The 15,486-nt window shown below is 59.4% G+C and carries 13 protein-coding genes and 1 tRNA gene; 7 read left to right on the top strand and 7 right to left on the bottom strand.

Going from position 1 to position 15,486, the window contains the following annotated elements; translation table 11 throughout:
• Nucleotides 1–23 precede the first annotated feature (23 nt).
• The 7 genes from FVQ81_09275 to carA form a co-directional block, all read right to left on the bottom strand.
• A complete protein-coding gene (locus FVQ81_09275; protein ID MBW7996737.1) occupies nucleotides 24–929 on the bottom strand; it encodes a M23 family metallopeptidase in 906 nt (301 codons plus the stop codon).
• The gene (locus tag FVQ81_09270) at nucleotides 919–1,239 is read right to left on the bottom strand and encodes a hypothetical protein (protein ID MBW7996736.1); all 321 of its coding nucleotides are present in this window, start codon (nucleotides 1,237–1,239) and stop codon (nucleotides 919–921) included. The genes FVQ81_09275 and FVQ81_09270 overlap by 11 nt, the downstream gene beginning before the upstream one ends.
• A 263-nt stretch (nucleotides 1,240–1,502) precedes the next feature.
• Nucleotides 1,503–1,579: transfer RNA gene (locus FVQ81_09265), tRNA-Met, on the bottom strand.
• An 85-nt stretch (nucleotides 1,580–1,664) separates the two neighbouring features.
• Nucleotides 1,665–2,114, bottom strand: coding sequence for a septum formation initiator family protein (locus tag FVQ81_09260; protein MBW7996735.1), 450 nt, complete (start codon nucleotides 2,112–2,114; stop codon nucleotides 1,665–1,667).
• On the bottom strand, nucleotides 2,068–3,354 hold the full coding sequence (locus FVQ81_09255) for a phosphopyruvate hydratase (GenBank protein ID MBW7996734.1): 1,287 nt from the start codon (nucleotides 3,352–3,354) through the stop codon (nucleotides 2,068–2,070). The genes FVQ81_09260 and FVQ81_09255 overlap by 47 nt, the downstream gene beginning before the upstream one ends.
• A 104-nt stretch (nucleotides 3,355–3,458) precedes the next feature.
• Nucleotides 3,459–4,364, bottom strand: coding sequence for a signal peptide peptidase SppA (gene sppA, locus FVQ81_09250; GenBank protein MBW7996733.1), 906 nt, complete (start codon nucleotides 4,362–4,364; stop codon nucleotides 3,459–3,461).
• Nucleotides 4,365–4,408: 44 nt separating this feature from the next.
• Nucleotides 4,409–5,665, bottom strand: a complete 1,257-nt coding sequence (gene carA, locus FVQ81_09245; GenBank protein MBW7996732.1) for a glutamine-hydrolyzing carbamoyl-phosphate synthase small subunit — start codon at nucleotides 5,663–5,665, stop codon at nucleotides 4,409–4,411.
• Between the two features lie 764 nt (nucleotides 5,666–6,429).
• Here carA and ilvB point away from each other — a divergent pair.
• The 7 genes from ilvB (at nucleotide 6,430) to argJ (ending at nucleotide 15,357) form a co-directional block, all read left to right on the top strand.
• A complete protein-coding gene (gene ilvB, locus FVQ81_09240) occupies nucleotides 6,430–8,169 on the top strand; it encodes a biosynthetic-type acetolactate synthase large subunit (GenBank protein ID MBW7996731.1) in 1,740 nt (579 codons plus the stop codon).
• 116 nt (nucleotides 8,170–8,285) lie between these two features.
• Entirely contained in the window at nucleotides 8,286–8,804 is a 519-nt protein-coding gene (gene ilvN / locus FVQ81_09235) for an acetolactate synthase small subunit (protein MBW7996730.1), read from the top strand.
• 155 nt (nucleotides 8,805–8,959) lie between these two features.
• Entirely contained in the window at nucleotides 8,960–9,949 is a 990-nt protein-coding gene (ilvC, locus tag FVQ81_09230) for a ketol-acid reductoisomerase (protein ID MBW7996729.1), read from the top strand.
• Between the two features lie 11 nt (nucleotides 9,950–9,960).
• On the top strand, nucleotides 9,961–11,541 hold the full coding sequence (locus tag FVQ81_09225) for a citramalate synthase (GenBank protein MBW7996728.1): 1,581 nt from the start codon (nucleotides 9,961–9,963) through the stop codon (nucleotides 11,539–11,541).
• Between the two features lie 111 nt (nucleotides 11,542–11,652).
• Entirely contained in the window at nucleotides 11,653–12,537 is an 885-nt protein-coding gene (gene ilvE, locus FVQ81_09220; GenBank protein MBW7996727.1) for a branched-chain-amino-acid transaminase, read from the top strand.
• Nucleotides 12,538–12,919: 382 nt separating this feature from the next.
• Nucleotides 12,920–14,140 (top strand): aspartate aminotransferase family protein, encoded by a 1,221-nt coding sequence (locus tag FVQ81_09215; GenBank protein ID MBW7996726.1) that lies wholly within the window; start codon nucleotides 12,920–12,922, stop codon nucleotides 14,138–14,140.
• Nucleotides 14,137–15,357 (top strand): bifunctional glutamate N-acetyltransferase/amino-acid acetyltransferase ArgJ, encoded by a 1,221-nt coding sequence (gene argJ / locus FVQ81_09210; GenBank protein MBW7996725.1) that lies wholly within the window; start codon nucleotides 14,137–14,139, stop codon nucleotides 15,355–15,357. Before FVQ81_09215 ends, argJ begins: the two co-directional genes overlap by 4 nt.
• Nucleotides 15,358–15,486: the final 129 nt, after the last annotated feature.

Here is a 15,486-nt window from a genome sequence, read left to right as displayed (position 1 = left end):
AGTAAATTATGACGCTGAGGCGTTCAGTTGTAAGTCTCTTCAATCACGAACTGCATCGGGTCGACAGCCTTGTGGCCGATCTCGATCTGGTAGTGCAGGTGGGGCCCCGTTGTCCTGCCGCTCTTGCCGATCTTGCCGATCATCTGCCCGCGGCTGACCTGCTCTCCTCTGACCACGTCCAGCTCGTTCATATGTCCGTACTTGGAGATAATCCCGTCGCGGTGGGCAATCCAGACCGCATTGCCCCAGAATTCTTTTTTGCCGGAAAAGACCACCTCGCCGCTGGCGGTGGCCTTGATCGGAGTACCGAGCTTGTTGACCACATCGATACCGCGGTGGAAATGCCGCTGGCCGGTGAAGGGGCTGCGCCGCCAGCCGAAACGGCTGGTCATGTAACCGGGGGAAGGCATGATCGAGGGCGTGTAGTCGAGGCGTTTCTTTTCGACCAGCGCCAGAGCGGCCAGTTCGGCCAGGCGGACTTTCAGCCGGTCGACACGCTGGTCGGGAGTCTGGGAATCGTAGTTGCGGCTCTCGAAGCGCAGGGTGGAGCTTTCGCTGGCCGATTCGAGGTCGTTCTCCACGACTACGTCCATTTCCTCGCCGCCGCCCATCGCGCCGCCGACATTACCATTCTGTCCGTCATCAAGCATGCCGCCGAGGAAAAAGGATATCTTTTCCTCGAAATTCTCCAGGGCCACGAGTTGGCTCTTGATCTCGGTTTCTTCGGCCGACTTTTCCTGTATCGCCACCGAATAACGGCTCCTGACATCGCTAAGCCGGTAGAAATTACAGGCTATCACCCCGGCGAATACGACCAGGCACAGGACTATCAGTCCCACGCCGGTTTTCGCGGTTCGTATCAGGTCAAGCCCGATATTCCGCGAACGGCCGTTAGCATAGAAGATCATCAAATACATCTTATTCTTCATCTGACGAACTCTCCGCCTCAGTGTTGAAATTCAACAGACTGGCTATTTTCTGCTTATTCTCTTCGCAGACGGCAAGGTTTTGCTCAATCTGCTCGTGACGGAATTCCATCCTGGTCAATTCCGACTGGATCAGGCTCCGTTCCGTGTTCAACTGCCGGTTGTACGTAACGCATTTGCCGGCCAGCAATACGACCGCGGACAATAACAGCGCAACTGCAATCCCGACCAGTGCGGGACTGATCTTGCGCAGGTTGCCGTTGGTAGTGACCAGAAAATATGTGGTTCTGGCTCTGTAGATCGATTTACCCATTTTCCCTGCTGGTTTCAGTTAGGTTCCAAATCTGCGGCGGACAGGCTTTCCGCCGGCGGCTGCCACGATATGCGTTTTATATCAAATATCGTGCCAAAGCCCGGAACTTAATCCCTACAAGTAGTTATAACGGCCACTTTAAAAATAACTTTAATCAACTGTCTCAAAACTGCACAATTTTGCTGTTTAATAAGCCCGATTTCGCACTCCCCCGGCCTGAAAAAAAGGGGGATTCACCGCCGGAACGGTAAATCCCCTGAATATGGTAGCGGGGGAAGGATTTGAACCTTCGACCTTTGGGTTATGAGCCCAACGAGCTACCAGACTGCTCCACCCCGCGACAATGTCGTTAACAGGAGCAACTGCAATGAACAATACCAAAAATAGTAAGTTATGTCAAGGCTTTTGGATAATTTCAGGCCAACTCACGGTTTGCCCGTTTTTAACGTATCCGCCGAGCTGTCAGCGCTTTCCGGCAGAACCCTGTAGACCGACTCCCCCTTGCGCGCCATGCCGAACTCCTCGCGGGCCACTTTCTCTATTGCCCGGGGATCATTCTCCAGGCGTTTGATCTGGTCGGTGAGAAGCTGGTTTTCCACGCGCAGGCTGTCGACCTCACGCGCCAGTTCCTGTTTCTGCCTGTAGAGGCCCCAGATCGAAGCGATATTATAATCGCCGCCGATCAGCACCGCCAGCAACAGGCAGCAGGACAGTGACAGGACCAACAGCTTGGGACGGTTTCTCCACACGATAGTCCCTGGGAAAAAAGTAAAGGCCGGCCGGGTAATTTTTCTGTCCGCCGCCGGTCGGTCCGGCTGCTTTGAACTCTTAGCCCATGTTGTAAAACGCAGACTTGCCCCAGAAAGTGGCCGCATCGCCCAGTTCTTCCTCGATCCGCAGCAGCTGGTTGTACTTGCAGATCCTGTCGGTGCGGCTGACCGAGCCTGTTTTGATCTGCCCGGCGTTGACCGCCACGGCCAGGTCGGCGATAGTGGTGTCCTCGGTTTCGCCGCTGCGGTGGCTGATCACGTTGGTGTAGCCTGCCTGCTTGGCCATCTGGATCGCATCCAGGGTCTCGGTCAGCGTGCCGATCTGGTTCAGCTTGATCAGGATCGAATTGGCGCAGCCGGTCTTGATCCCGCGGGCCAGGCGCCTGGTGTCGGTGACGAACAGGTCGTCGCCCACCAGCTGTACCTTGCCGCCAAGTTCTGTGGTCAGCAGTTTCCAGCCTTCCCAATCCTCCTCGGCCAGCCCGTCCTCGAGCGAGGCGATCGGGTACTTGGCTACCCAGTCGGCCCAGAACGCGACCATTTCCTCGCTGCTCTTCTTCGACCCGTCGCTCTTGCTGAACACGTACTTACCGTCCTCGTAGAACTCGCTGGTTGCCGGGTCCAGGGCGATCTGAACGTCATCGGGAGCTTTATAGCCTGCTTTTTCGATAGCTTCCAGGATAAGTTCCACCGCCTCGTCGTTGCTCTTGAGGTCCGGAGCGAACCCGCCCTCGTCGCCCACGCCGGTGTTGTAGCCCCTGGCCCCGAGCACATTCTTGAGCGTGTGGAAAATCTCTGCTCCGGTCCGCAGCGCATCGGAAAAACTCTCGGCTCCGGTGGGCATGACCATGAATTCCTGGAAGTCCACATTGTTGGCCGCATGGCTGCCGCCGTTGAGGATATTCATCATCGGCACCGGCAGCACCCGGCCGTTGACCCCGCCAAGATACTGGTAGAGCGGCAGAGTGCAGTAGGCGGCCGCCGCCTTGGCACTTGCGATACTGACACCCAGCAGGGCGTTGGCGCCCAGCTTGCTCTTGTTTTCGGTTCCGTCCAGCTCGATCAGCGCTGCATCCAGCACGGCCTGGTTGGTGGCGTCCATGCCGATCACGTTCGGAGCGATAGTTTCGTTGACATTTTCCACGGCCTGGCGTACGCCCTTGCCCAGGTAGCGGTCCTTGTCACCGTCGCGCAGTTCCACGGCTTCGAACTCACCGGTGGAGGCGCCGCTGGGAACGGCAGCCCGACCGAATGAATCATCGTCCAGGATAACTTCCACCTCGATTGTCGGGTTGCCGCGGGAGTCGAGTATCTCCCTGGCCTGTAAATCAGCGATCATCGACATTGAAACTTCTCCTCTTCCACTTCGGTCAAATGAAATAAGCCGGTTTGATCCGGATCGATCCGCGCAAATGCACGGCCGTTCCGGTTAATCCTGCTTCAGCCGGGTTACCGGAACAGATACAGCAGCCGGGGGCTGCTCAATGCATTGATCTGTCCCGCCGGGTCGCCGAGCTTGGCGGCGATTTCGGTCAGGATGTCGAAAAGCGACGGTTTCGCTTTTTTAAGTTTGATCGTTTTCGGATCATCGCCCAGCCCGCACATCCGCCCGGCGACAGTCAGGGCGTCGCGGTAGCTGCCGGTGCGGTCGACCAGACCGAGCTCCAGCGCCTGCCTTCCGCTGAATATCCGGCCGTCGGCCACAGCGCGCACACTGTCCTCGTCCAGCCCCCGTCCCTCGGCCACCACTTCGACGAACTGGTCGTAGACATCGTCCACCATCTCCTGCAGGATTTCCCTTTCGCTGTCGCTCATATCACGGAACGGGGATCCCAGATCCTTGTGCTCTCCGCTCTTGATCGTCTTCATGCCGATTCCCACCTTGCGGAACACTTCCTGGAGGTCGGGGAACTGGAGAATCACGCCGATCGAGCCGGTCAGCGTGCCGGGCATCGCCAGCACGGAATCTGCGGCGCAGGCGATATAATAGCCTCCGCTGGCCGCCACGGTCCCCATCGAGACGATAACCGGTATACTGTCCTGGGTACGAAGCTTGTTCAGGGCCTGATAGATTTCCTGGCTGGGCGCCACCGCGCCGCCGGGGGACTCCACCCGGACCACGACCGCCTTGACACGCTTATCCTCGGCCATCTTCCTGATCTGGCTCACCGTTTCCCGGCTGTTCTCGATAACTCCGCTAACCTCGATGACACCCACCCGGTCGCCGAACCCGCCGGTAAACGTCATTTCCTCGCCGCCCAGGCTTACGATCAGGACGGTTATCACGCCCACTGCGCCGACGAGCACGAAAAAAGCGATAATAATTCCGAGCAGCCACTTCTTGTTTGTGGTCATGGCCACCAGACTCCTGTCAAGAGGAAAAATGTCGGGAAAATTAGTTACGCCGGAGTTGCCTCGGCTTGCTCGAGCTGCCGTTTTCGGGCTGCGATATTGTCGATAAAACGCTGGAACAAGTACCAACTGTCGTGCGGGCCGGCGCTGGCCTCCGGATGGTACTGAACGCTGAACACCGGATTTGTCCGGTGGCGGAAGCCCTCGATAGTCATATCGTTGAGATTGACATGCGTCACTTCGAGCTCAGGACAGTCGTCGAGTTTCCAGAGGCCATCCTCGTCCTGGCTCCCGGTGACGCAGAACCCGTGGTTCTGGGTCGTGATCTCGATTTTGCCGCTGGCGAGGTCCTTGACCGGATGGTTGGCGCCCCGGTGTCCGAACTTGAGCTTGTAGGTTTTACCGCCATAAGCCAGTGCCAGCAGCTGCTGGCCCAGGCAGATGCCGAAAACAGGCAGGTCCGGTTGGCGGTCCATCAGCTCGCGAATGGTTTCGATCAAGTAGGGCACACCCTCCGGATCGCCGGGTCCGTTGGAGATAAACAGCCCGTCCGGGTTGAGGCTCATGATCTGGGACGAGGTATAGCTGGCCGGAACCACAATCACCTTGCAGCCGAAAAAGGAGAGCATCCGCAGGATATTGTACTTGATACCGCAGTCGATCGCCACCACGTAGAAAGCATCATCCACTGATTTTTCATGCTGCTCCAGCATCTCCCCGGCCCGTCCGACTGTGTATTCGTAGTAGGCGAAAATGTCTTCCACCTCGGCGCCCGCGGTCCAGAGGTAGCTTTTTTCGGTGGTGACGTTTTTCACCAGGTCCTGACCCACCAGGCCGGGGTATTTGTAGAGCTTGTTCATCAGGGTCTCGTAGTTGAAATCAACAGTCGAGATAATCCCTTTCATCGCACCCTTTTCCCTGATATGCAGGGTCAGCGCCCGGGTGTCGATCCCGTCGATCCCCACTACCCCGGCATCGCTGAGGTAATCATCGAGACTGGAGGTGGTGCGCCAGTTGCTGTGGTGCCGTGTGCATTCACGGACGATGAAGCCGCCCACCTGCACCTTGCCGCTCTCGATATCGGTGGGGTTGATTCCCGTGTTGCCGATATGAGGATAGGTCATGGTGACAAGCTGGCCGTTATAGGAGGGATCGCAGAGGATTTCCTGGTAACCGGTCATGCTGGTGTTGAACACCACCTCACCCAAAGCCTCGCCCTCGGCGCCGAACGACGTACCCTGGAAGGTCCGGCCGTCCTCGATAACCAGTACCGTTTTCTTGCTTTGCTTTTTTTGTCTTGGCATGATTCTGGCAAAGCTAAATTAGGAGAAATACGGAAAAACAATTTTTCGCCCGCAGGTTGACCAGGCGTTATAATGATTCAAATGCCGCGGAAAATATAAATGATCGCACACGGGAGGTCAATATCTTTCAGGATCGCAGTGAGCCGGAATAAAACCCCTGTTGCTTGTACGGCAATGGTTTACCTCGATAACTGCTGACGCGCGCGGAACCGGTCGGAGCATCCGGGACAGGTTCCTTCCGGACAAAACCTGCAGCAATCCGGCGCGGATGCCGATAAAAAGCAACAACGAGCTTGACAACGGTCTCAGAGACCTTTATACTGACGCATTCGTACCTAAAACGCTGCAAGAATACTCAGCCCAGGAAGGAAGTACCGGAAGATGGCCGCTTATGCCGGAAACGCTTACCGCCGTGGATCCGCCAGGACCGTGGCAGTTGTGCGTTCAGGTATGGTGGCTGACTCTCTGGTATTTCTGGGCAGCTTGATTATCCTTCCCATCGTAGGGGTAGGCTTGTTGGGCCTGATTCTGGCCCACTGACAATCCAAGCCCGGTCCCCTGCACCAAGAAGATTACCGAAAGATCAAGATTCCGATTGTGCCAAAGGGAACCGGGCCGGCAGGGGTTCGGATCATTTTGCGTTGACGGCTGTTTCCGCCCGGCGTGGGGCGGCCGCCGCTGATTTGAAAATTACTGGAACAGCCGGTATCGATCCGGACGAACTTGTCCGGGCGGTCAGCCAGGTAAAACTTACGGGGGTGTTCATGCCGAGAGTCAGGGAGAGGAAGCAGAAACCGAAGCGGAAGGCCGAGTTGAATCCACTGCTTGCTAAAAAGGTGCTGACCGGCTCCGAGGTCATGATCTGCAGTCTGATCGAAGAGGGTGTCGATTTCGTGTTCGGGTATCCCGGCGGAGTGGTGATCCCCGTGTTCGACAAAATCTATAATGTCGCCAATCCCAAGCTGGTGCTCTGCCGCCACGAGCAGGGAGCCCAGCACATGGCCGACGGGTACGCACGGGCGAGCGGAAAGCCCGGCGTGTGCCTGGTTACCTCGGGACCGGCGGCCACCAACCTGGTCACCGGAATCGCCACCTCGTTCATGGACTCGATCCCCGTGGTGCATTTCACCGGCCAGGTGGCCACCACTGCTATCGGCAACGACGCATTCCAGGAAGTGGACATCATCGGAATCACCCGCCCGATTACCAAGCACAGCTACCTGATCAACAGGGTGGAGGACCTGGCGCCCACTATCAAGGAGGCGTTTTTTATCGCCACCACGGGCCGTCCGGGGCCGGTGCTGATCGACATGCCCAAGGACGTGCTGCTCTCGGAGTGCAAGTTCGAGTATCCCGATCAAGTCGATATCCCGGGCTACAAGCCTACCCGCCACGGCCATGTGCAGCAGATCAAGAAAGCCGCCGAGGTGATGGCCCAGGCCAGGCGGCCGGTTTTCTACGTGGGCGGCGGCACGCTGCTCAGCAACGCGGCTGCCGAGCTTACCGAGATCGCCCGCAAGGCCAAAATCCCCGTGACCACCACCCTGCTCGGGCTTGGCTCGTTCCCCGAAAACGATCCGCTGAGCCTGGGCATGCTGGGCATGCACGGCACGTGGTATGCGAACATGGCTGTTAACGAGGCTGATCTGGTGATCGCTGTCGGCAGCCGCTACGACGACCGGGTGACTGGTAAGCTGGATGCGTTCGCTCCCAAGGCGGAACATATCCACGTGGACGTGGACCCGGCCTCGATCAGTAAAAATATCAAGGTCGATTACCCGATTGTCGGCGACTGCAGGAACGTGATGCAGAAAATACTGCCGATGGTCAAACCCTCGGATACCGCCGAATGGATGAAGCTGATCGAGCACTGGAAAGAAACGCACCCGCTCAAGTACAAGGAGAGCGAAGGTGTCAAGCCCCAGTACGTGATCGAAAAAATCCACGAGGTGTGCGGCGACGACACGGTGGTCACCTCCGATGTCGGCCAGAACCAGATGTGGACTGCCCTGCACTACAAGTTTATCAAGCCGCGCACGCATATCACCTCCGGCGGCCTGGGCACGATGGGTTTCGGCTTTCCGGCCGCTATCGGCGCGGCGCTGGCCCGGCCCGGGACCCGGGTGGTTTCGGTGGTGGGCGATGGCGGGTTCCAGATGACCAGCCAGGAAGTGGCCACGGCGGTCAGCCAGCGGCTGGAGGTGATAGTCTGCATCCTGAACAACGGATTTCTCGGCATGGTCCGCCAGTGGCAGGAGCTGTTTTTCGGCAAGCGCTACAGCCATACCTGCCTGGAGTACACCAACCCGGACTTTGTCAGGCTGGTTGAAGCCTACGGCGCCAAAGGGATGCGGGTGACCAAACGGGAGGAAGTCGTGCCGGCGCTCCAGGCCGCGGTCAAAGTCAGGAAGACGCCGGTCTTTATCGATTTCCGCATCGACCGTCACGAGAACGTGTTCCCGATGATTCCGCCGGGTAAGATGGCGACCGATATCATCGAGTAGCTCTTTTCAGCCGACCCCGGTAGGGGCGGACCCGCGAGCCCGCCCGATGGGCGAGGCGGGGATGAATGAATTTTCGGTTGGTTGGCTATTCCAACTGGCACTCAGGAGAAGAAAAAATGCAACATACGATTTCGCTGCTGGTGGAGAACAAGTTCGGCGTGCTGGCCAGGATCTCCAACCTTTTCAGCGGCAAAGGCTACAACCTGGACAGCATCTGCGTGGGTAAAACCGAAAACCCCGAACTGAGCCGGATGACGATCATGACCTCCGGCGACGACATGGTGATCGAGCAGATCATCAAGCAGCTCAACCGGCTGATCAACGTGATCAAGGTCACCGACCTCACGTTCGCTGAGTATGTCAACCGCGAACTGGCGCTGATCAAACTCAGCTGCACCGCGTCAACTCGCAGTTCCATTATCCAGATCGTTGAAATTTTCCAGGCCAAGATCGTTGACATTTCGCCCCGGACGCTCACTATCGAGGTCACCGGCGGGCACAAGAAGGTGGAGGCCTGTATCGACATGCTGCAGCCGTTCGGGATCAGTGAAATGGCCCGCACCGGCACGACCGCGATCAAGCGTGAGTACACCGGCAAGAGCCCGGACTGGTCGTCATCCAGGATTACGGCCTGAATTCCTGACAGGTTGTTCACAATCAGGCCGCCGGCGTTTATTTTATACGGATTGGATTGGTCCCGCGCAGCTCCGTGGCGGGCCGCCGTCGGGTTGAAGCTGAAATTCATAAAGTGTTTTTCTCGATAACTTCAAAGTACTACCGGAGGTGATGGATGAAGATGTACTACGATAAGGACGCCAAGCCCGCGGTTCTCAAAAAGCGCAAGATCGCGGTTATCGGTTACGGCAGCCAGGGGCACGCTCAGGCGCAGAACCTGCGTGACAGCGGCTTCGACGTGATTGTCAGCGAGCTGAAGGGCACCCGGAACTACAAGATGGCCAAGGCCGACGGGTTCGATCCGGTTACGGCAGCCGAAGCCGCCAGGGCCGCCGATGTGATCCAGATTCTGCTGCCCGATCAGATCCAGGCGCAGATCTACAACTCCGAGATCGCCGGCCACATGACCGAGGGCAAGGCGCTGGTCTTCAGCCACGGCTTCAACATCCATTTCGGCCAGATCGTGCCTCCCAAAGGCGTCGACGTGTTTATGGTCGCGCCCAAGGGGCCGGGACACCTGGTTCGCCGTGTCTTCAAGGAAGGCGGGGGCGTGCCCGCGCTGATCGCGATCGCCCAGGATGCCTCCGGCAAGGCCAGGGAACTTGCCCTGGCTTACGCCAGCGGGATCGGCGCCGGACGGAGCGGAGTGCTGGAGACCACGTTCGCCGAAGAGACCGAAACCGACCTGTTCGGCGAGCAGGTGGTGCTCTGCGGCGGCCTGACCGAGCTGATCCGCGCCGGCTTCGATACACTGGTGGAGGCCGGCTACCAGCCCGAGATCGCCTATTTCGAGTGCCTGCACGAGGTCAAGCTGATTGTCGACCTGATCTACGAGGGCGGAATCGCCAACATGCGCGACTCGATCTCCGATACCGCCGAGTACGGCGACCTGACAGTCGGCCGCAGGATTATCAACGAGGACGTGCGCAAGGAAATGAAACAGGTCCTGTGGGAGATCCAGAGCGGTGTGTTCGCCCGCCGGTGGCTGCAGGAAAATCAGGTAAACCGCCCGGTATACAACGCTCTCAAGCGCATGGACGCCGAACACCTTGTTGAAAAGGTGGGCACCAAGCTGCGCAAGATGATGAGCTGGATGAACAAATAGGAGTGTAACCGATGTCAGTAATCGAGGTTTACGATACCACTTTGAGGGACGGCGCCCAGGCCGAGGACATCGCCTTCACCCTCGAGGACAAAATGCGGATCGCCTATCTGCTCGATGAGCTGGGGTTTCACTACATCGAGGGCGGCTATCCGGGATCCAATCCCAAGGACGCCCTGTTTTTCGAGGAAGTGAAAAAGAAGCCGCTCAAGAATGCCAAACCCTGCGCATTCGGGATGACCCGCCGGGTGGGCGGACAGGTGGAGGGCGATGCGATAATCAACAGCCTGCTCAGCGCTGAAACCGAGGTGGTGACTGTCGTGGGCAAAAGCTGGGACCTCCACGTGCGCGATGCCCTGCGCACCGACCTGGATGAGAACCTGCGGGCGATCTCCGAGTCCCTGGAGTTCCTCAAAAAGCACGACCGGTTTGTGATCTACGACGCCGAGCACATGTTCGACGGCTACCGGGCCAACCCGGAATACACGCTCAAGACGGTCAAGGCCGCGGTCGAGGCCGGCGCGGAGCGGGTGGTGCTCTGCGATACCAACGGCGGCAGTCTGCCCTCGTTCATCACTAAAGTGGTCGCCGAGGTCGTGCAGGCGGTCGATGTGCCGGTGGGGATCCACACCCATAATGACAGCGAACTGGCCGTAGCCAACACCCTGGCCGCGATCGAGGCCGGAGCGACCCATGTCCAGGGGACGATCAACGGCTATGGCGAGCGCTGCGGCAACGCCAACCTGGTCTCGGTTATCCCGGACCTGATGCTCAAGATGGGGCTGGACGCGGTTCCGCACAAAAACCTGAAAAAGCTCCGCGAGCTGTCGCGGTTTGTCAACGAGCTGGCCAATCTGCCCAACAACAAGCGCCAGGCGTTTGTCGGCGAGAGCGCGTTCGCCCACAAGGGCGGCATGCACGTCTCCGCGGTGATGCGTAACCCCGAGACCTACGAGCATATCGACCCCGAGCTGGTCGGCAACCATCGCCGGGTGCTGGTCAGCGACCTCTCCGGCCGCAGCAACATCCTCTACAAGGCCCAGGAAATGGGGATCGATATCGACAGCAAGGACCCGGTAGTTATCGAGATTCTGGAGAAACTGAAGACCCTGGAAAGCGAGGGGTTCCAGTACGAGGGCGCCGAGGCCAGTTTCGAGTTGCTGATCAAGCGCGCCCAGGGAGTGCTGCCCCGGTTTTTCGACCTGGTGAGCTTCCGCGTTATCGATGAGAAGCGCGCGGTCAGCGAAGTCCCGAGCTCGGAAGCGACAATCGTGGTCAAGGTCGACGGCCAGACCGAGCACACCGCCGCCCACGGCAACGGGCCGGTCAACGCAATCGACCACGCCCTGCGTAAGGCCCTCGAGAAGTTCTATGGCGAACTTGCCGAGGTCGAGCTGCTGGACTACAAGGTGCGCGTGCTGCCGATGGGCAGCGGTACCGGTTCGATGGTTCGCGTGCTGATCGAGTCGGGCGACGGGCAGAATAAGTGGGGCACGGTCGGGGTCTCGTATAACATTGTCGAGGCCAGCTGGCAGGCGTTGACCGACAGTGTCACCTACAAGCTGCTCCAGTCGCGGGGGCCCGCCAAGGGCTGAGCGTAACTGAAAGGTGATTTTAACTCCGCGCCCCCGCCGGTTGCCGGTCCGGCGGTGGGGTGCATTTCCGCAGTTTAAATTTTCACGGCTAACGCAACGGACCAGTGCATTATGGAACCTAAGGTTTATATCGACGGTGAGCTTTACCCTAAAAGCCAGGCGAAGATCAGCGTGTTCGACCATGGCCTGCTCTACGGCGACGGAATCTTCGAGGGGATCAGAGTCTACTCCGGACGAATTTTCCGCTTCAGGGAGCATATCGACCGCCTGTTCGAGAGCGCCGGGGCGCTGAGGCTCGAGATGCCGGTGGGACGCGAAGAGATGGACCGCGTGGTTGAGGATACCGTGCGCGCCAACGGTTTCCGCGACGCCTATATCCGGCTGGTGGTCACCCGGGGAACCGGTGATCTGGGGATCGACCCCCGCAAGTGCAACAAAAGTTCCCTGATCGTAATCGTCGACAAAATCCAGCTCTACAACCAGCAGCTCTACGAGCAGGGGATTCCGCTTGTCACGGCCTCCACCCGGCGGATCAGGCCGGACATGCTCAACCAGCGCGCCAAAAGCCTGAACTACCTCAACAGTATCATGGCCAAGATGGAGGCCGCCGACGCCGGTGTTGCCGAGGCCCTGATGCTCGATGCCGACGGCAATGTGGCCGAGTGCACGGCCGACAATATTTTTGTGGTCAAAAACGGCGGGCTGCTCACCCCCGCCACGCATTTCCCGATCCTGAACGGCGTGACCCGGCGCGTGGTGCTGGAGCTGGCCGCCAAGCTGGGGATACCGGCTGTCGAGGGAACGCTGACGCTTCACGATATCTACACCGCCGACGAGTGTTTCCTCACCGGCACGGGCGCGGAGCTGATCCCGGTGATCAGTCTCGATTCTCGCACTATCGGCGACGGCAAACCGGGACCGGTCACCGCCAGGTTGCTGAAGAAGTTCCGCGGCCTGCACGCCACGGAAGGGACGGACCTGTTCGCTTTGGAGTGAGTTGAACTATACCTGAAATTAGAATCAGGGTGAAACTGCACAACCCCCTGTTTCCCCCTTTTGCTGAGGGGGACTGAAAGCTCCATCGCCAGGACCGTCAGGCAGTCCAAAGGCGGGCACGTTCAATTCCCCTTTAATAAAGGGGGTGCCCCCGATGAATCGGGGGCGGGGGTTGTTTCTCGCCTTGAACGAGTGCTAAAAAAAGATTGACCAACCGAAGTACTATTTCAACGCTTTTAGACTTGTCGTTTGAGCCAGTCCAGCCGCTGCTGCGGCTTGCATCCCGGCAGAGTGTTTTGTATCTTGTTGCTTCGCCCCCGCAGACCGGCACCACAGGGCGCCGGCTGTCCCGTTTTCCGAAGCTCGCGTGGAGACCAACCCGGTGGACAAGGCACAGCAGGTTATCAGCGACGAGGAAAAATATATTCTCGGCACCTATGCCCGCCCCCCGTTTGTACTGGACCACGGCAAGGGCTGTTATCTGTACGATACCGACGGTAAACGCTACCTCGACATGGTCAGCGGAATCGCGGTCAATGCACTGGGCTACGGAGACAAGGACCTTATCCGCGCTATCGCCGGGCAGAGCGGGAAACTGATCCACTGCTCGAACCTCTACTACACCGCACCCCATGTCAAGCTGGCCAAAATGCTCGTGACCGGCTCGTTCGCCGATAAGGTGTTTTTCTGCAACAGCGGGGCGGAAGCTGTCGAGGGAGCGATGAAAATCGCCCGCCGCTGGGCCCAGAAAAATATCGGCGGCCGGTGCAGCGGGTTCGTGGCGTTCACCGGCTCGTTCCACGGCCGCACGTTCGGCGCGCTGGCCCTGACCGACCGCAAAAAATACCGCCTACCGTTCGAGCCGCTGGTGCCGGGCGCCAGCTTCGCCCGCTTCGGCGATGCCGGTGATGCCGAGTCCAAGATCGGCCTCGACACCTGCGCGGTGATCGTGGAGCCGGTCCAGGGCGAGGGCGGAGTGAATCCAGCCGGGGCGAACTTTCTCCGTCAACTGGCCAAAATCTGCCGCCGCCGCAACGTGCTGCTCATCTTCGACGAGGTCCAGTGCGGACTGGGGCGCACCGGCAAGCTGTTCGCCTACGAGCACTCGGGCGTGGCGCCGGATATCCTGGCCCTGGCCAAGCCCCTGGCCGGCGGTCTGCCGATGGGCGCGGTGCTGGTCAACCGCAAAGCGGCCTCGGCAATCGAGAAGGGCGACCACGCAACCACGTTCGGCGGCGGGCTGGTGGTCAGCGCCGCTGCGATCGAGGTACTCAAAAAACTGAAAAAACCCTCGTTCCTCAAGGCCGTTCAGCAAAAAGGCGACCATCTGCTGCGCGGGCTGGAAAAGCTGAAAAAGCAGTTCCCCTCGCTGGTGGTCGCCGCCCGCGGGCTGGGCCTGATGGCCGGGCTGGAGCTGAACATAAACGCCGCGCCCCTGATCGGGGACTTCCGCGAGCGCGGCGTGCTGGTCTGCCCGGCGGGCGCACGGGTTATCAGGGCTGTGCCGCCGCTGGTGATCTCGCTCAAACAGATCGATACGTTCATCGATGTGTTTGCCGGGGTGCTGAAAAACGCGGAAAAGAGGGACGGGAGCAAGCCATGAATCTGGAAATCGATCAAAGCGGCTCGGTCGATTCGGTGCCCGCTTTCCGCGCTTCCGGGACAGCCTGCGGAATCAAGGCCGGCAATCTTCCCGATCTCGGCGTGATCCTGGCGGACAGGCCCTGCGCCGCCGCCGGCGTGTTTACCACCAACCGCTTGCAGGCCGCCCCCGTACTGTACTGCAGGGAAGTGCTCGCAGCCGAAGCAGAAAATATCCGGGCCGTGGTTGTCAACAGCGGCAACGCCAACGCCTGCACCGGCAGCCGGGGGATGGACAACGCGCGCCGGACCGCGCAGCTCGCGGAGCAAACGTTCGCTATTGAGCCATCCAGGGCTCTCGTGATGTCCACCGGGATTATCGGCGAGCAGCTTCCAATGGACAAGCTCGCCAGCGGCTTGCAGGAGCTTGGGAGCACAATCGACAGCGGGGCGGAGGAATCGTTCGCTGCTGCGATCATGACCACGGACACGGTGGCAAAGCATCTGTCGCTGGCTTTCCAGCTCGAGGATTTCCCGGTCACTATCGGGGGGGCGGCCAAGGGTTCGGGTATGATCCATCCGGACATGGCGACCATGCTCGCGTTTTTCACCACCGACGCGGCGATCAGCCCCCCGGCGCTGGCCGAGGCTTTGCGCCGGGTCACAGGGCGCTCGTTCAACATGATCAGTGTCGATGGAGACCGCAGCCCCAACGACAGCGTGTTCGTGCTGGCCAACGGCGCCTCCGGCGCAGCGAAGATCGAGGACGAAGACAGCCCGGGATTCGAGTTGTTTTGCACTGCGTTTGAGAGAATCGCGGTTCTGCTGGCAAAAAAAATCGCCGCCGATGGCGAAGGCGCCACGAAGCTTGTCGAAATCTCGGTCAGCGGCGCGGCCAGTTTCGAGGACGCGGCCCGGGTGGCCCGTGCGGTGGCCAACAGCCCGCTGGTCAAAACCGCGCTCTACGGGCAGGACCCCAACTGGGGGCGGATTGTCAGCGCAGTGGGCTACAGCGGCGTGGAGGTTAACCCCGAGCGGCTAACGGTCCGGTTCGACGGGCTGGCGGCGTTCAGCGCCGGAGAGCCGTCGGATACGCCAGACGCCGACCTGGCCGCAAAGCTTGCCGGCGATGAAGTGCTGATCGAAATCGAACTCGGGATGGGAGGCGAGTGCTGCAGGTTCTGGACCTGCGACATGACCTGCAACTATATCAGAATCAACGCGGATTATCATACGTGATCTAGTGCGCGTGACTTGCAAAGCCCCGGACAACTCAGGCCTCGGTCCGGTTTTTAATCGAAGAGAATTCCTCGCAGCTTGCTGCGGGGTGGTTCTTGCGCGCGGGCGAACAAAAGGTTCTCCCCTGCG

Source organism: Candidatus Glassbacteria bacterium, from assembly GCA_019456185.1.
Lineage (GTDB): Bacteria > Gemmatimonadota > Glassbacteria > GWA2-58-10 > GWA2-58-10 > JAJRTS01.
Note: the sequence above shows the minus strand (reverse complement) of the source record. Positions and strands in the feature narration are given on the sequence as shown.

Bases quoted from the DNA above. Each gene is read 5' to 3' on its own strand.
- ilvC (MBW7996729.1), top strand. From the start codon at position 8,960: ATGAAGATGTACTACGATAAGGACGCCAAGCCCGCGGTTCTCAAAAAG.
- FVQ81_09260 (MBW7996735.1), bottom strand. From the start codon at position 2,114: ATGCGGCCACTTTCTGGGGCAAGTCTGCGTTTTACAACATGGGCTAAG.
- sppA (MBW7996733.1), bottom strand. From the start codon at position 4,364: ATGACCACAAACAAGAAGTGGCTGCTCGGAATTATTATCGCTTTTTTC.
- FVQ81_09270 (MBW7996736.1), bottom strand. From the start codon at position 1,239: ATGGGTAAATCGATCTACAGAGCCAGAACCACATATTTTCTGGTCACT.
- FVQ81_09275 (MBW7996737.1), bottom strand. From the start codon at position 929: ATGAAGAATAAGATGTATTTGATGATCTTCTATGCTAACGGCCGTTCG.
- argJ (MBW7996725.1), top strand. From the start codon at position 14,137: ATGAATCTGGAAATCGATCAAAGCGGCTCGGTCGATTCGGTGCCCGCT.
- ilvB (MBW7996731.1), top strand. From the start codon at position 6,430: ATGCCGAGAGTCAGGGAGAGGAAGCAGAAACCGAAGCGGAAGGCCGAG.
- carA (MBW7996732.1), bottom strand. From the start codon at position 5,665: ATGCCAAGACAAAAAAAGCAAAGCAAGAAAACGGTACTGGTTATCGAG.
- FVQ81_09225 (MBW7996728.1), top strand. From the start codon at position 9,961: ATGTCAGTAATCGAGGTTTACGATACCACTTTGAGGGACGGCGCCCAG.
- ilvN (MBW7996730.1), top strand. From the start codon at position 8,286: ATGCAACATACGATTTCGCTGCTGGTGGAGAACAAGTTCGGCGTGCTG.
- FVQ81_09255 (MBW7996734.1), bottom strand. From the start codon at position 3,354: ATGTCGATGATCGCTGATTTACAGGCCAGGGAGATACTCGACTCCCGC.
- ilvE (MBW7996727.1), top strand. From the start codon at position 11,653: ATGGAACCTAAGGTTTATATCGACGGTGAGCTTTACCCTAAAAGCCAG.